12 protein-coding genes are annotated in these 15,402 nt (G+C 53.4%); 6 read left to right on the top strand and 6 right to left on the bottom strand.

Annotated elements, in window-relative coordinates:
- Window positions 1-131: 131 nt before the first annotated feature.
- On the bottom strand, window positions 132-1,334 hold the full coding sequence (locus PsAD37_RS03155) for a GNAT family N-acetyltransferase (RefSeq protein ID WP_208991654.1): 1,203 nt from the start codon (window positions 1,332-1,334) through the stop codon (window positions 132-134).
- A 383-nt stretch (window positions 1,335-1,717) separates the two neighbouring features.
- On the opposite strand from PsAD37_RS03155, the gene PsAD37_RS03150 reads away from it, so the two are divergent.
- The 6 genes from PsAD37_RS03150 to PsAD37_RS03125 all read left to right on the top strand — a co-directional run bounded on the left by PsAD37_RS03150 (window position 1,718) and on the right by PsAD37_RS03125 (window position 6,499).
- Window positions 1,718-2,422: an SDR family oxidoreductase gene (locus tag PsAD37_RS03150; RefSeq protein WP_063294890.1), complete on the top strand. Its 705-nt coding sequence runs from the start codon at window positions 1,718-1,720 to the stop codon at window positions 2,420-2,422.
- An 898-nt stretch (window positions 2,423-3,320) separates the two neighbouring features.
- Complete coding sequence (locus tag PsAD37_RS03145; RefSeq protein WP_370446572.1) at window positions 3,321-3,602, top strand: chorismate mutase; 282 nt, start codon at window positions 3,321-3,323, stop codon at window positions 3,600-3,602.
- Between the two features lie 222 nt (window positions 3,603-3,824).
- A complete protein-coding gene (gene sppA, locus PsAD37_RS03140; RefSeq protein WP_063294889.1) occupies window positions 3,825-4,832 on the top strand; it encodes a signal peptide peptidase SppA in 1,008 nt (335 codons plus the stop codon).
- On the top strand, window positions 4,825-5,127 hold the full coding sequence (locus tag PsAD37_RS03135) for an integration host factor subunit beta (RefSeq protein WP_057462715.1): 303 nt from the start codon (window positions 4,825-4,827) through the stop codon (window positions 5,125-5,127). Before sppA ends, PsAD37_RS03135 begins: the two co-directional genes overlap by 8 nt.
- A gap of 135 nt (window positions 5,128-5,262) precedes the next feature.
- A complete protein-coding gene (locus tag PsAD37_RS03130; RefSeq protein ID WP_063294888.1) occupies window positions 5,263-5,493 on the top strand; it encodes a LapA family protein in 231 nt (76 codons plus the stop codon).
- A 43-nt stretch (window positions 5,494-5,536) separates the two neighbouring features.
- A complete protein-coding gene (locus PsAD37_RS03125; RefSeq protein ID WP_063294887.1) occupies window positions 5,537-6,499 on the top strand; it encodes an ornithine cyclodeaminase family protein in 963 nt (320 codons plus the stop codon).
- Between the two features lie 111 nt (window positions 6,500-6,610).
- Here the strand turns inward: PsAD37_RS03125 and PsAD37_RS03120 are convergent, their stop codons facing one another.
- The 5 genes from PsAD37_RS03120 to addB all read right to left on the bottom strand — a co-directional run bounded on the left by PsAD37_RS03120 (window position 6,611) and on the right by addB (window position 15,389).
- Window positions 6,611-7,249 (bottom strand): trimeric intracellular cation channel family protein, encoded by a 639-nt coding sequence (locus PsAD37_RS03120; RefSeq protein WP_063294886.1) that lies wholly within the window; start codon window positions 7,247-7,249, stop codon window positions 6,611-6,613.
- Window positions 7,250-7,521: 272 nt separating this feature from the next.
- Window positions 7,522-8,160: a nucleotide exchange factor GrpE gene (gene grpE / locus PsAD37_RS03115; protein WP_063294969.1), complete on the bottom strand. Its 639-nt coding sequence runs from the start codon at window positions 8,158-8,160 to the stop codon at window positions 7,522-7,524.
- Window positions 8,161-8,363: 203 nt separating this feature from the next.
- A complete protein-coding gene (gene trxA, locus PsAD37_RS03110; protein WP_063286502.1) occupies window positions 8,364-8,684 on the bottom strand; it encodes a thioredoxin in 321 nt (106 codons plus the stop codon).
- 112 nt (window positions 8,685-8,796) lie between these two features.
- The gene (addA, locus tag PsAD37_RS03105) at window positions 8,797-12,267 is read right to left on the bottom strand and encodes a double-strand break repair helicase AddA (protein ID WP_063294885.1); all 3,471 of its coding nucleotides are present in this window, start codon (window positions 12,265-12,267) and stop codon (window positions 8,797-8,799) included.
- Window positions 12,267-15,389, bottom strand: coding sequence for a double-strand break repair protein AddB (gene addB / locus PsAD37_RS03100; RefSeq protein ID WP_063294884.1), 3,123 nt, complete (start codon window positions 15,387-15,389; stop codon window positions 12,267-12,269). Before addB ends, addA begins: the two co-directional genes overlap by 1 nt.
- Between the last annotated feature and the right edge of the window lie 13 nt (window positions 15,390-15,402).

Here is a 15,402-nt window from a genome sequence, read left to right as displayed (position 1 = left end):
TCATTTGAGCGGGCTTTTTTGTTGCGTTGATAAGTGCGTTCATTTGCGTTGTTTCGCATTCTTTTGCGCGCTTATGTCTGAAAAGAGCTTTGGAGCGTCCTGTTTCAGGGAGTTCTGCCTCTCCAGCAGAGTTAGCCCCTGATCTTCTTCAGGGAGCTCATCAGGAATGCTCTCGGACCTTTTGGCATTGCGAGTACGATGCGCTTTGCTAAGGGGCGCAGCTTCTTGAGCCAGAGGCTGGCATAGAGCTGTCCTTTGAAGGAGAGCGGGCTGACGGTATCAAAGACACTGGCGACCTGTGAGGTCCATGTCATCTTGTAGCGGGATGCTGGCTTGAGGAAATCGACTTTATCGATCCCAAGCGCAAAACACGCCTCGATGACGTCCATCTGGTGAAGTTTACCGGGACTGGATTGTTCGTAGTCCGGATTCCAATCAGCCATGTAAGCGGAATAGCAGCCTTCGAACAGAAAACCCCATTCGGTAGAGATTGGCAAATCACCATGCTTCAGCTCGAAAGCGATGAGTTCGCAGCCTTTGGCCGTGCCCTTGCTTAATGAGAGAAGGACGTTCTGCAAGCCATCGCCTTCCAGAGCGCGCGATGAGTAACCCATGGCTTCGACCCAGTTCTCACGCCCGTTTAGGGTTCGCAGAAGCATGGCTTCGAGTTCCGGGTCTTCCTGCCGGATCACGCGGTGCGAAAGGCCTGCTGATTTGTGGAGGCGATTGCGTTGGTTGCGGATGGTTTTGCGGGAGCGGGCGGAGATGGACTTCAGATAGTCCTCAAAGCTATCCCACTGGTTCAGATCCAGCCATGGAGCGCCATCAGCCTCTCCGACCTCGGTAAAATGAGTGCTGGCATACTCATAGAGTGCACCGCCCTCTCTGATCTGGCGGAGGTGGATAACATCTGCACCAGCCTTTTGAAGGTGTGGCTTCAGGTAATCCAATACGGCAGCAGGGTTATAGCCGGGAGTAAGCAGCATCTCTGAGTACTGCTGAAAAGGCTCTCCTAAACCAGTCAGCGCTTTCAGGGACTTTTGCTTTTCAATGCGCAGCGGCAGAACCGCGATCAGGCTTTGCTGGTCGTAGACAGCGAAGATTTTAGCTGATTGGACCGATGCAGGATTTTCAAGCATCGCCATGGTCCAGGCATAGCTTTGAAAGACCGGATTGCCTTTGGAAGCCTGCTCCAGCTGGTGCCATTGCTGCTGCAGTTCAGCTACCTCAACAGCAGACTGCAACACGCGCACAGGCGGGTTTTGAAGTGCTTTTGTTGCAGAGCTCTGCTGCACAGAGGCGAGCTCGTTTGATGTGATAACATCTGCCTGCAACAAACTTCTCCCTTATCGATGCATAAAATGGCTTTAACTAAAGCAGTTTGCGTATCTTTGTCCGAAAACCGGCGTCTACTTTTCGGCGATATGCTTGAAATGACTGAATCTCGTGGCTCTCGCCCTAGAGCACGTTGCGTTCATTCGCACTCACACACCGTGCTCTAACTCCTGATATTTATACATAGTTATTTTCAACCAGTTAAAAGTAGAAGTATTTTATAGAAATCTGAGCATTTGAATTTCTCACATTTCTGTCAGGGACCTCAGTTCTAGAAATATTGTCTCCTCAGCATGGTTTCTCTCAGGGTGATGACAAATCGTCACTTGATTTATTGCCCAGCAGAAAATGGAATAGTCCTAATTTAATTCAGGAGGGTTTCATGAGTGATTTGAAAGTTGCGCTGATTGTTGCTGGTGGCAGTGGTATGGGTGCTGCTGCTGCACGTAAGCTGGCAGAGGACGGTTATAAAGTCGCCATCCTCTCTTCCTCTGGCAAAGGCGAGAAGCTGGCTGAGGAACTTGGTGGTGTCGGTGTGACTGGCTCCAACCTTGAAACTGCGGATCTCCAGCGTCTTGTTGATATTGCGATGGACAAGTGGGGCCGTATTGATACGGTTGTCAGCAGTGCTGGCCATGGGCCTAAAGGGCCGGTCCTTGAGCTCACCGATGAAGATTGGGCGAAAGGGATGGACTTCTATCTCATGAACGTGGTGCGCATCACCCGTATTGTTACTCCAATCATGGAGGCACAGGGCAAAGGCAGCTTCGTCAACATCTCAACCTATGCTCTGTTTGAGCCGGAAGAGCTTTTCCCGACATCCGGTGTGTTCCGAGCTGGCCTTGCTGCGTTTACGAAGCTGTTTGCGGACAAGTATGCATCCTCGAATATTCGCATGAACAACGTCCTACCAGGCTTTATCGATAGCTTGCCAGAGAAAGAAGAACGCCGCGATCGCATTCCAATGGGGCGTTATGGCACCTCACAGGAAGTGGCTGATCTGATTGCTTTCCTTGCCGGGGATACCTCCAGCTACATGACGGGACAAAATATCCGCATTGACGGCGGTATTACGCGCTCAATTTAGGCTGGACAATTTTACCAAGGCATCTGTCGCAATTTGCGTGATGTCATTTTCTCTCGATTAATCGGAGAGATCTTAAACCTGTACGATCAGAAAGGGGCGGAGACGCCCCTTTTTTAACAACGCGCCTGTACTTCACCAGAAGCAAACAAAGCAAATTGTGTGATATGGAGCATTTACATGCGCTCAATTTTAATTAATGTAAATATTAATTCACTTTAATCAAAATAAACATAATAGATAAGCAATAGTAAATTGATGATAAGATTTGATAACAACTTTTAATTTGCTATACACCACCTAGGATAGAGTCGCTTTTCGAAATTTTCTATTTCTGATTTCTATTTATATTCAAGTAACATCTGTATATTAATTTACATGGCGAGAAAGAGAGTATCCCATTCTCTCGAACTCCACTGTGCTGTTCGTCTTGAAACATCGTTGAGGCCAATAACAAAAATAAGGTCCGGCAGCTTCAAGACTTCGGAATGCCCTAGCGGTCCGCCCGAAACCGCAGGGCTAACTGGAAACCCGTTTTACGCCGTCCTTGCAGCAATCGGCTTTGGGTTTCCAACAGCGCGCGGTGAACTATGCCCCTAGTTCTCGCGTCAAGAATTAAGATCACTGAACCTATCGGTTTTCAGAGCAATCGATAAAACAGTGGCCCAAAAAAGACGAAAAGTCCAACTGGCCCCATGGCCATACAGATCCCGTTCCGTTCTCAGCTCCCCCCCACCTCCTGATGAACGGAACGGATTTTTTATGCGATAAACATATGCTAGTTGCGACCATGCATTTATTTCGGGTATGACATTTCAAAAGGTGGCACTCCCTAGCCACGTCATTCAATCCGATAGGCAGCAAAAAACTAATGAAGAACTCTGCTAGCGAATGTCACGATATGACTCAGATCCGCGCAGAAATTGATCGTCTGGATTCCGAGCTGATTTCACTGTTTGCAGAGCGCTGGACTTACATCACACGCGCCGCTGAAATCAAAAAACCAATTGGCCTGTCTGCCCGCATTGAAAGCCGGGTTGAGGAAGTTGCCAGCAACGTAAAAGCCCATGCCCGTGCGCATGGCCTGAATGCGCAGACCTATGAGACCATGTGGCGCGCACTGATGGAAAGTGCGATTGCGCACGAAGAAGACCTTATGGAAGCAGAGGAAAACGCAAAATAACATAGTATCGCCATTTTCTCTGGCATCTTAGTCGACTAGCATTACAATCAGAAATTTTCGGAGAATTAAGAGCCTACTTCCCCAAATTAACCGTTTGGCAGGGACAAAGCTTAATTTATGGTCGTGTTTTTACCGTCTGCAGAGAAAGAACACTTGGCTTATTCAAAAGCTTAGGTATTGTTTCCCTATAGTCGCTTAAATGAGTTTGACCGGGAAGACCCCATGAGTCTAGACAGTGACGTTCTTATTGATCGCAGACGCCTGAGACGGAAAGTTTCGTTCTGGCGTGTTGTTAGTTTTTTAGCACTTGCAGCTTTGTTGTTGTGGGGAGGCGCTGAGGCAACCGGCCTTGGTGAGTTTGCCCGTTCTGAAAAGCATATTGCTCGCATCGAAATCAACGGACCGATCACCTATGATCGCCGCCAGTTGGAGATGCTTGAAGCAATCGCAAAAGATGACACCGTGCAAGGCGTCATCGTCTCCATTAATTCTCCCGGTGGCACCACTTCTGGTGGTGAAGCGCTTTACAATGCGCTGCGCAAGATTGCTGAGAAGAAGCCTTTGACAGCGTCCATCACGACGCTTGGCGCTTCGGCTGCTTATCTTTCCGCAATTGCCAGTGATCACCTTGTTGCTCAATACACCTCTTTGACCGGATCTATCGGTGTTCTCTTCCAGTATGGCAATGCTAAAGGGTTGCTCGAGAAGATTGGCGTTGAAATGGATGCGATCAAAAGCGCACCATTGAAAGCTGAGCCAAACTTTTATGAGCCAGCCACGCCTGAAGTGAAGGAAACTTTGCAGGAACTGATTGACGATACCTATATGTGGTTCGTTGGACTTGTTGCAGAACGCAGAGGCCTTTCTAAAGAGCGTGCACTTCAGCTGGCGAACGGTCAGGTTTACACCGGACACCAGGCAAAAGACCTTGAACTGATCGATGAGATTGGTGGCGAGCAGGCTGCGCATCAGTGGCTTATTGACGAAAAAGGGCTTTCCAGTGATTTGGAAATCATCGACTGGAAACCAGAATCAGACGAGCGGTCACTCCCGTTCCCTGCAAATTTATTAGGCTTTTTGGGTAGTGAGAACCAGAATTTGGTCATCTCACTTCTCAAAACAGCAAAAAGTGTCGTAGATTCAAGCCTACCGCTTGACGGTCTCGTGTCTGTTTGGCAGGCTCCGGATGCGGCAACAGTCTCAGCACTTGGGGGGGCAAAGCATGATTAAATCGGAATTAGTACAGACTATTGCGGAGCGTAATCCGCATCTCTATCAACGCGATGTAGAGAATATCGTAAACGCCATTCTTGATGAAGTTACCGAAGCGCTGATGCGCGGTGACCGCGTCGAGCTGCGTGGCTTTGGTGCGTTCTCAGTGAAGAACCGCCCGGCACGCGTTGGACGCAATCCAAGAACTGGCCAAAAAGTTGAAGTTGGCGAAAAGTTCGTTCCGTTCTTCAAAACCGGCAAAGAAATGCGCGAACGACTGAACGACGGTACGGATCACGGCGAAGACGACTGATCCTGGAGTAATACATTGGCTCGTTTCCTTCGGAATTTGCTGCTTATACCTATAGCAGCTCTACTTGTAGTCCTTGCGGTTGCGAACCGGCATTCCACGCTGATTTCGCTTAACCCCTTTAACCCAGAGGATCCGATGTTGACGTTCAACATTCCGGTTTTCTGGTTGCTGTTTGGCGCTGTTGGACTGGGCGTGATGCTTGGCGGAGTGGCGACCTGGATGCGACAAGGACGGTTCCGTAAAGAGGCTCGTGTTCAAAAACGAGAAGCGAACCAGCTTAAACATGAAGCGGATTCGCTGCGTAAGGTGGCACAGGGTGACATTGCACCCGGCCTGCCATCACCCGACCATAAAAAAGCAGCCTAACCGCTTTATTACTCTGCCCTGACGTTTAACACGGGGATTGCGAATGCGGATCATCACAGCTCAGGACATTGAGAGGGTGATGAGCTTTCGCGATATTCTTGAGACGCTGAGACGTGCATTTCGTGTTGGTGTGGTGGCCCCTTCCCCGCACACACAAAGAATTGCACGTCCAACTGGCCTTGATGACGGCTCTCTCACCATCTCTTCTGCATGGCATGACTTTGCGGCTCAAAATACTATTGAGCGCGGGTTTATTGGCACGCGTCTGGAGAGTTGTCTTCCCACATCACTGGAGCATAACGCACCTGCTGTTGCTGGCGTGTATCTTTTGCAGTCTGGCAAAACGGGGACGCCACTTGCGCTTCTGGATGGCAAAGCGCTGGTCAACTGGCGCACAGCCGCAACATCGGCGTTGGCCTCCTCTTATCTTTCGCGCGAAGACTCTTCCCGTTTGCTGATGGTGGGTGCTGGAAACCTTGCACCTTATCTGGTTGATGCGCATGCTTCTGTTCGCCCCATCAAGGAGGTTCTGGTCTGGAACCGAAGCCCTGCTGCTGCTCAGCAGTTGGTGGTGCATATGCAGGGGCAACCTTTTAAGGTTTCAGCGACAACGGATCTGGGTGGGGCTGTCAGAGGCGCAGATATTGTGTGCTGTGCGACAAGTGCGAACACGCCAATCATTCAAGGGGAATGGCTACAAGAGGGAACGCATCTGGATCAGGTTGGCTCCATGCATGCTGATCAGCGAGAGTGTGATGATACGGTTATCTCGCAGGCGCGGCTGTTTCTGGACAGCTATGACAACACACCAACAACCGCGGGGGACCTCAAAGAGCCCCTTGCGGATGGCGTTTTGAGCCTGCAGGACATTGCTTCTGATCTGGCGGAGTTGTGTCAGGGGGATCGGGCAGGACGGCGCTTTTACGAGCAAATCACGCTTTTCAAATCAACAGGCACGGCTCTGGCAGACCTTGCAGTTGCCGGACACGTTTATTTGCGCGTTTAGAGCATGTGGCGTGCAGGTGCGTTCGCACATGAAGCTCTAGTTCTTTATTGCGTGCGTAGTCTCATTCGCAAATCGGAGCTGCTCTTCAGGATTACGCTGTAGCTGAGGACCTTAGTCCAGCTCATCCATGTCTTTTTTCTTTGGTGGTGTGTAGCTTGGTAGATACCAGTCTCTTGCGATTGCGCCACCACGTAAAATCATCGCTGCAGCAAAACCCAAAGCAGCAGCGAGGTTGCTTTCTCCTGTTGCCATGAGCGTAGAGGTGTATGTGATCGCACCAGCAAGCGCAGCCGCAAGGTAGATCTCTCTTTGCAGCAGTGCAGATGGCTGGCCAGCGATGATATCGCGCAAGATTCCACCAAATGTCGCCGTAGCAACACCCATGAGGACAGCAACCGCAGCAGTATCACCCAGTGAAATCGCTTTTGCAGCGCCCATTACCGAATAGGACGCGACACCAATCGCATCGAGCCAACGCAACGGGCGGCCCCATGCTTCGACCTTATGAGCGATGAACCACATGGCAATTGAGACGGCCACACAGACATAGAGGTAGCTCTCGTCTTCGATCCAGAAGACCGGCACATCAAGCAAGGTGTCCCGCAGGGTGCCGCCACCGATACCTGTCAAAGAGCAAAAGAACAGAAAAGCGATAAAATCCTGACGCAGACGTGCAGCGACCAGCCCACCAGTCACGGCGAATACGGCCACGCCAAAAAAGTCCAGGTACTGCCAGATCTCAGAATGCATCTACGTCATGCCCGCAAAGTCGTTGAATTCAAGTCTGCTGGTATTAGACAGCCATCTTAAAAAATCAACCGGAGAACTACACTACTTCATTTGTGAGATTTAAATAGCCTTAGATCCTGTGAAGCGTTTGGGGACAGCGCCGAGAAGTTCAACTCAGCCCTGCGTTTCTTGCAGAGCTTCTGGCATCCCCACAACAAAAAACGGAGGCCGTGTATCGACCTCCGTTTTGGAATTCTTTTGAGAAGCCCTCAGTGTCTTGAGGGCTTTTGTTTTTAGGCTTCTTTGTCGATTGTGGAGCCTGGCTCTGCTGTTTTGTCGGCAACTGGAGCGATTTTTGGGCCGCCTTTGGAGACCCCGACCATTGCAGGGCGCAGGACGCGCTCGCCGATGACGTAGCCAGCCTGAACAACCTGAACCACAGTGTTATTTGGAACTTCTGTGTTCGGCACTTCAAACATCGCCTGATGGAAGTGCGGGTTGAACTTATCGCCTTCAGGTGAAAGACGCTTCACACCGTGCTTTTCCAGGTGGTTAAGCATTTCGCGCTCTACCATTTCAACGCCTTCAACCAGCGCCTTCAGGTTTTCGTCGTTTTCACGTGCGTCATCTGGCAATGCATCGATTGCACGGCCAAGGTTGTCATTGACCACCAGCATGTCACGCGCGAAGCCTGCGACTGCGTAGGCTTTGGCGTCTTTGACTTCTTTTTCAGTCCGACGGCGCAGGTTTTCCATTTCTGCCATGGTGCGCAAAGCGCGGTCCTTCAGGGCAGCATTTTCTTCTCTCAGCGCCTCGATTGGATCTACTTCCGCAGCAACTTCTGCCTGCTCGGCTCCATTCGCAGTTTCGTCAACCACAGCTTCCGGATTTACCTGCTCTTCTGCCTGCGGAGTTTTATTTTGATCGCTCATCGTCATCCCGTCTCTTAAAACTTGCTCTTTTTACCAAGGAGCAAAGCACTGCAAGGGCTGCCCTAAGGCGCCCGCGCAAAAATCTATCCGGTCTTTATTTAGTCGCTGTTTGACAAAAACAAAAGACCTCCGGCCACTTCCATGACCGGAGATCCTCAGAATGCCCGATTTTACTCAGCATTTCGTTGCAGATACCCTCAAAATTAAGAGTACTGCTTAATCCAATCAGCAATTTTGCCCTTAGGCTGTGCACCTACGAGGGTTGCAGCAGGCTGACCATCCTTGAACAGGATCATGGTTGGGATAGAGCGAACGCCATAATTCATTGCGCTCTGCTGGTTGCTGTCGATATCCAACTTAGCAACTTTGACCTGACCAGCCATTTCCTCAGAGATTTCTTCGAGGGACGGCGCAATCATTTTACAAGGACCACACCAGGTCGCCCAAAAATCTACGAGAACAGGGGTCGAGCTCTGAAGTACTTCAGCTTCGAAGTTACCGTCTTCAACATTCACAGTGGCCATTTTTGCCTCTTTTCATAGTGCAGGTTGAGTCGCCCCAACTGAGCAAACTCTGTTGCCCTGAAAGTAAGAACGCAAGTGCCGAGCGTCAAGCGAACGAATTCTCAACATTCGACTAGAATTTAAAAGATTTCATCAGTTCCACTGGTATTTCTACCAAATGAGGACCTGACGTATAGAGGAGCAGCGCTCTTATTCTCCGATCAGGATAAAGCTCAGAAAGCAATTTTCTATAAACAGCCAGCTGCGCAACATACGTTTCGGAGACTTCGTGCACGCTCCTTGGAACGTAGGCATTTGTCTTGAAGTCGAGAATGATCACTTCTTTGTCATTGACCAGCAAACGGTCAATCAGACCGAAGATCTCAACCGGTTTGCCATCCTCACCCGTGAGCATGCCCTGTATTGGAACTTCGGCCCTGCCATTGGCGCTGAACAGCTCTGCAAACTCAGGGTTGCCCAGCGTACCCAACACATCATCCAGCAGACGTTCCTTATTGTCCGCAAAGCGCTCCGGCAGGGAACTGGCAAGGAACCTTTCAGCAGATACCACGCGTTGTTCTTCGGACAGATCAGGCAGGAACTCAAGCAATCTGTGAACGATGCGGCCACGGACCAGTGGCCAGTCTTCTGGCTGGCGGGCTGCTTCCAGAGCATCTTTCGGATCTTGCTGCTCGATGTTCTCTTTTGCTTCCATCTCCTCAAAGGCGGCAGATGGTTTTACGCGGCGGATACGCTCAGGCGTGCTGACGTTTGTTGAGACCCAGTCCGGCATAACAGCTTGTTTCCGGCTCTCAATCTTTTCAGATTGCGGCAAGATCGGTTCTGGCTTTTCTATACCATTCTTGGTCCAGATCCACGCTGACACTTCACCGTTGGCATCTGTTTGCTCACGTGCTTCCTCAATCAAGCCGTTGCGGGTGAGTGTGTACCAGCATTCCTCATGCGGGCCACGCTTGGGTGACCAGCCACACACGACAAGCCGATCCTTGGCGCGGGTGAGAGCTACATAGAGCAAGCGGCGATATTCTTCTTTCTGCTCTTCTGCCAGCAGTTCCAGCGCTTCTTCATGCCATTCGGTGCGCTGTGCTTTGTTGGGGAGCCAGACGAGAGCGGGCGCTGCTTCCGTATCCCCTGCCCGTTGTTTTTCAACCATCACCGGCGCATGCAGGCTGGAGACGGGTGCATTGCAGCCATCAACGAGAATAACGTAGGGCGCTTCCAATCCCTTTGAGCCATGAACGGTCATGATGCGGACCATGCCTTTAGCGGCGTTGAGCTCGCGTTTGATCTCAGTTGGCGCTTCAGCCAGCCATGCAAGGAAGCCTTCCATGCCGGGTGTGCCGCTCTTTTCATAGGTGAGCGTCAATGAAAGGAACTCATCAAGCACGTCATCCACTTCTGTGCCGAGGCGCTCACGGAACTTCTGGCGATAGCCGTCGGTTCCCATGATCTTGGCGAAAAACTCGAAGGGTGGAACGAAGTCGGCACGGTCACGCCAGACGACCAACTGCTTGCGAATTTCTTGCCACTTCTCGCTGTTCTCTGACTTTCTCAGCAGCTCATGCCAGAGAGTCCCCGGTCTTGGGACACCTGGTGTTTCGTGGGCGATCTCAAAGAGGTCATCATCCAGCAAGCCAAAGAGCGGGCTTTTGAGAACGCAGGCGAGAGACAGGTCATCTTCCGGCAGCAGAATAAAGCGGCCCAGCGCGACAAGGTCTTTGACGGCGATGTGATCCGTCAGAACAAGGCGATCAGACCCCGCGGCGGGTACATCCAGACGTTTGAGCTCGCGGTTGAGCGCTTCCACAAACTGACCGCGCTTGCGGACCAGTACCAGCACATCCCCCGGGCCTGCGATTTTGCGTTGGTCCCAGTCCTTGATCTGCTCTGCAATGCGGGTGGCGAGGCGCAACATCGGGTTGCCTGTGCCGATTGCATCAATGGGCTGGGTCCAATCGTCTGGTTCCAGCGTTTCAACGGCTTCTTCCAGTGGCCAGATTTCAACACGTCCCGGATCGTTGTGCCGGATCGCTTCGTGTACCGGTGCAACATTGTCCTGTGACAGGCCTTTGTAGGTTTCCGGTGTGTCAAACACCTTATCAACCGCACCCAACACATCCGGTGTGGAGCGGAAGGAGAGGTTGAGTTCAATGCCCTCGAAATTCTTCTGCGCTTCCTCAGCCCGACGGGCGAAGAACTTGCGCATCTCAGCAAAGTAAGCCGGAACAGCGCCCTGGAAAGAGTAGATGGATTGCTTCTCGTCGCCTACCGCGAAGATGGTACGGACTTTCTCTCGCGCACTGTCACCAGCGAAGAATTCTTCTGCCAGCGCGCGGATTACCTCCCACTGGCGCGGGCTGGTGTCCTGCGCTTCATCAACTAGGATGTGGTCGAGGCCTTGGTCCAGTTTGTACTGCACCCATTGAGCGGCTTCAGCTCTGGAGAGGAGCTGCGCAGATTTGACCACCAGATCTTCAAAATCGAGGTAACCGCGACGGAGTTTTTCCGTCTCGTAATAGCGTAGAACCGCATCTGATAGGGTGAGGATCGCTTTGGTTCCAGAAACCGTTATGACGGCATTCAGGTGCTGCAGAGCCTCCAATACGCGCATTTGCTCGGCAAACAAGCGCTCGACCACTTCCGGGAAGGCTGTTTGTACCTTCTTGGTGGCGAGAGACTTGCGCGGACTAAGGGTTCCAGTGAGGAAGATCTTCAACCATGCGATGCGCCAGGCTTCATCGCTTTTGAGCGTGATGGCCTGATCCAGAGCAGCGGCTCGGTCCTGATCTGTCTTGGAGCCGACGCGTAAGGCTTCTGCAAACGCTTTTACTTCGTCGTCACTGAGAGAAGAATTCCGTCGCAACGCAGATGCAAAGCCAGACATATCATCAGCCGGCATGACGGAGAAATCAGCATATAGCGCGGAAACTGCGCTTTCCAGGTCCCCATAAGGAGCGACCCAGCGATAGAATGCATCGCGGCGGCTGATCAACTCAGAGAGAGCTTTCTCAACACCTGAATCCGGTAATAGTTCGATAAGCTGGGACAGAGCTGACCCGATGTCGGAGTCCGGCTCAATCTCTGCACTGTGCAGAACGCTGGCGCGGGCCTCATTGAGCAGCTCTTCCGCGAGGCGATCATCCAGCACGGAGAAGTGGCCTGCCACGTTGGCTTCCAGCGGGAACTGGTGGAGCAGCGCTTCACAGAAAGCGTGGATGGTCTGGATCTTCAGACCGCCCGGTGTTTCCAGTGCTTTTGCGAAGAGGCGACGGGCGTTTGCCAGCTGTTTTGTTGAAGTCGGTCGGCCTTCGATATCCTCGATCTCGGCGGCAAGCTCAGCATCGCTCAGCTGTGTCCACTTGGCGAGGGAATCGAATACGCGGGTTGCCATCTCCGCCGCTGCTGCCTTGGTGAAGGTGAGGCAGAGGATGCGGGATGGGTCGGTGCCGGACAGCAGCAAGCGGACCACGCGGCGGGCAAGCACGAATGTTTTGCCGGAGCCTGCATTTGCACTCACCCATGCTGAGTTTTCAGGATGCGCTGCACGTTGTTGGCTATCGAGGGTTTTTGCTGGAATATCCATTATGCATCCTCCCCGTCTTCTCCGAGGGACCATTCCTGCACGCGGGCGAGATGATCATAGGAGGCGGCCCATTCCCTTTCCTTCAGCACACGTGCTCTGGAGAGATAGCCTTTGCGAGGGTTTTCATAGGCAGCGACGAGTTGTTCCAAGCGTTTCCATGCTTCTTCTGCCAATTCTTCGGCGGTGCTTTCCTTTGGCACACGGCTCTCTAACTTCACAGCATCGCTGCCGCCTTTGAGCTGGATGTAGAGCATGTCGGAGATTGGCATGTCATGGGGCAGATCCTCAAAACCCTTCCGACGGATCATGGCGACTTCCAGCGGCAGCTGTGGTGAGAGCAACGCTTCGACCTGTTTGGCAGAGGGCGGTTGGCCAGTTTTGTAATCTACCACGCGCAAGCTGTTGTCTTTCATCTGATCGATGCGGTCTGCACGGCCTGTGAGCGTGAAGTTGCGCTCCGGGCGTTGCATTTCCACTTTGCCGTACTCTTCAAGGAAGCGGTCGTAGATCTTCGGCGCGACTTCGCCTTCGTAAGCGACAAACTCTTCCGCGATACGCTCAAAGCGCGGCCACCACAGGGCGCGAATGGCGGGGAAGGCATCCAGCGGGCGGAACAGGCGTCCCCCTTCAGTTATCAGGGCACGGACGGCTTTCTCATCAAACGGGCCATCCCAATCCTCAAGGAAGTTTGCCAGCGCATCGTGGATGATGTTGCCTTTGTCTGCAGCACCTGGTTCGCCGCCAATCGGGTCAACCTCGTCCAGCTTCAGCACGTTTTTGGCGTAGATGAGGTATGGATCGCGGATCAGGTTTTCAATTGCTGTGACAGAAAGCTGGACTGGTCGGGCTTCCACTGGTGGCTTTGGTTCCGGGCGCTTGGCTGGACGAACCGGTGTTTCTGAGCGGTCGAGCACGAGAGCCAGCTCGGTGTAGCGTTTGCCTTTGGCGCGCATCTGCTGCTCAACACTTTGGCCAGCGAGTGTCACGATGCGCTGAAGCCAGCGGGAGGCCACGGTTGGGGAGCCATCTACACGCTCAGAGCGGGACAGGACCACTTCCGGCGCGCCAAGGTTCCAGAGGAAATCGTGGGCGGAGGTGCCGATTTTACGCTCTGGCGGGTCAAGGCCGATCTGGCCTTTCATCGGGCGGTTGAGCCATGGATCATTGCGGGTGCGCTGCGGCCATGTGCCTTCGTTCAGTCCACCGAGGACGACGAGGTCGTAACGCTGGAGGCGGGCTTCCATGGGGCCGAGCAGATGGATGCGGGGATCGGCAGGTGTGCGGGAGCGGACGGCGCCGCCAGTGATGAGGGCACCAAACACGCCGGGCCATTCATTGGCAGGCACGCAGAGGCCCGCAGCATCAGCCTCCAGCAATGACGTCAGGGTTTCGGCAAGCGCCTTACCGTTTTCGCCACTGAACAGCTCTTCCGTGGAGCCGTTTTCATCAGCCCCAAGCAGCAGGACCGCATCCACGTGGGTTTTGATGATGTCTTCGACCGGGATCTCATTTGGATTTTGCAGCAGGGCTTCCAGTGGGCCGAGCGCTTGTTCCAAACGGTCCAGCAGGGTGTTGATGGCGTTCCAGTCTTCTTCCACCAGCTTGCGCCAGCGGGAAACTGGTCTGTCGGCCTTCTCCATGGCCAGATCATGGGCAGCTGCCACCGCTTCACGCAGACCACTGAGGCCCGGCCTTGGATGCGGGCCACGCAGGACACCGCGTTCCAATGCACGGGCGGCGGAACGGACTTCCTTGGCCTTCATACAGAGGAAGGCGAGCGGATGTTTGAGCAGAGCCAGCAGGTTGACGGGATCGAGGCCTTGCAGGGCAAGCTTTGCGGTGAGGATGGCAAGCACCATGGGTGGTGTCTGCTCTAATGGGCGACCTGCAGTGTCGTCTACGATGATGCCCCAGCGGGTCAGCTCTGATGCCACGCGGCGGGCCAGTGTTCTGTCTGGCGAGATCAGCGCAGTCGATTTGCCTGCTTCCACCGCCTCACGCAGCAACAAGGCGATTGAGAGCGCTTCTTCGGATTCGTTTCGCGCTGTGATCAGCTGCGTGCCTGCGAAGGCGGTCTCTCTGTGTTCTGCCAGCTCTGAGGTGAAGAAGTTTTGCCACTCTTCCGTTGTTTCTGCTGGGCGGAGCGCTTCGTTGACGATCTCGCAGCGCAGGCGCAAGGCTTCGCTTTCCGGTGCGCCCAGCTGTGTAACGTCTTCTCGTTTTATGCCCAGCGCAAGAAGTAGTTGGCGGAGGCTGTATTGGGGATGGCCGGGAACGCGTTGTGGTTCTGTCGGGCTGCCAAGCGCCTGCCAGCTTTCGGCATCCATGCCCATATCGAGCGCAGGAAGGACAAGGGCTCCGTTCTCCAAGTTCAGCACGGCTTTCATCAGCTCAGCCGTTGCCGGGAAGGAACCGGTTGCACCAGCTACAATGACCGGACCGCGTGGTGGTGTTGTGCGCAGGCGGGCGGCTTCGGCGCGGATGAGGGCTGAGCGGCGCTCCTTTGGGTCCATCATGCCGATGGCCTTCAGGTGCTCGGGCCACAGGTCGGTGACAATCTTCAGAAACTCAAGCGTGATTTTCCAGTATTCGGCGTGATCGTCGGGGACAAGGTTGCCCAGCTCTGTCCAGCTGGCCTCTTCTGTCTGCACCTCATCCATGAGTGTGAGCAGGTTGCCCGCGAGCCATGCGGCATCCGCGGAGGACGCTGGAACGCGGGCTGGGTCATCTTCTTTGAGCTGCAAGATCTGGCGGCGGAGCTGACCCTTCCATGCCCATACAAGACGCGTCATCGCGAGCTTGCGTTCCATGGTGGACATGGCGGGTGGCAGCGCTTCGCCATCCCCATGACCTTTCAGGATGTGCTCTTCTTCGTCTACATCACCGAGTGGCAGGATCTTAGGCAACAAGGCGGCTTTGGAGCCCAAGGCTCTGCGCAGGACATCCGGCAAGGTTCTGGCAGCACGGCGGGTTGGCACGTAGATGGTGACATCAGCCAGCGCCAGCGGGTTATCGTCCGCCTGAAACCCCGGGATCAACTGCCCAGAGAGCAACGCTTCCACGGTTGCCTGCAGAAATGGCGTGGATGGAGAAACGCTGAAAATATTTGGGGTGGCCGCCACCGGAGCCTCCTGA

Source organism: Pseudovibrio sp. Ad37 (genome assembly GCF_001623075.1).
Classification (GTDB): domain Bacteria; phylum Pseudomonadota; class Alphaproteobacteria; order Rhizobiales; family Stappiaceae; genus Pseudovibrio.
This window is presented reverse-complemented; position numbering and strand designations above follow the sequence as displayed.

What these genes read in the sequence shown, in the direction of transcription:
- addA (WP_063294885.1), bottom strand. Translation starts at nt 12,267, where the DNA reads ATGGATATTCCAGCAAAAACCCTCGATAGCCAACAACGTGCAGCGCAT.
- PsAD37_RS03130 (WP_063294888.1), top strand. Translation starts at nt 5,263, where the DNA reads ATGTTGACGTTCAACATTCCGGTTTTCTGGTTGCTGTTTGGCGCTGTT.
- PsAD37_RS03125 (WP_063294887.1), top strand. Translation starts at nt 5,537, where the DNA reads ATGCGGATCATCACAGCTCAGGACATTGAGAGGGTGATGAGCTTTCGC.
- PsAD37_RS03150 (WP_063294890.1), top strand. Translation starts at nt 1,718, where the DNA reads ATGAGTGATTTGAAAGTTGCGCTGATTGTTGCTGGTGGCAGTGGTATG.
- PsAD37_RS03120 (WP_063294886.1), bottom strand. Translation starts at nt 7,249, where the DNA reads ATGCATTCTGAGATCTGGCAGTACCTGGACTTTTTTGGCGTGGCCGTA.
- grpE (WP_063294969.1), bottom strand. Translation starts at nt 8,160, where the DNA reads ATGAGCGATCAAAATAAAACTCCGCAGGCAGAAGAGCAGGTAAATCCG.
- PsAD37_RS03145 (WP_370446572.1), top strand. Translation starts at nt 3,321, where the DNA reads ATGACTCAGATCCGCGCAGAAATTGATCGTCTGGATTCCGAGCTGATT.
- trxA (WP_063286502.1), bottom strand. Translation starts at nt 8,684, where the DNA reads ATGGCCACTGTGAATGTTGAAGACGGTAACTTCGAAGCTGAAGTACTT.
- PsAD37_RS03135 (WP_057462715.1), top strand. Translation starts at nt 4,825, where the DNA reads ATGATTAAATCGGAATTAGTACAGACTATTGCGGAGCGTAATCCGCAT.
- sppA (WP_063294889.1), top strand. Translation starts at nt 3,825, where the DNA reads ATGAGTCTAGACAGTGACGTTCTTATTGATCGCAGACGCCTGAGACGG.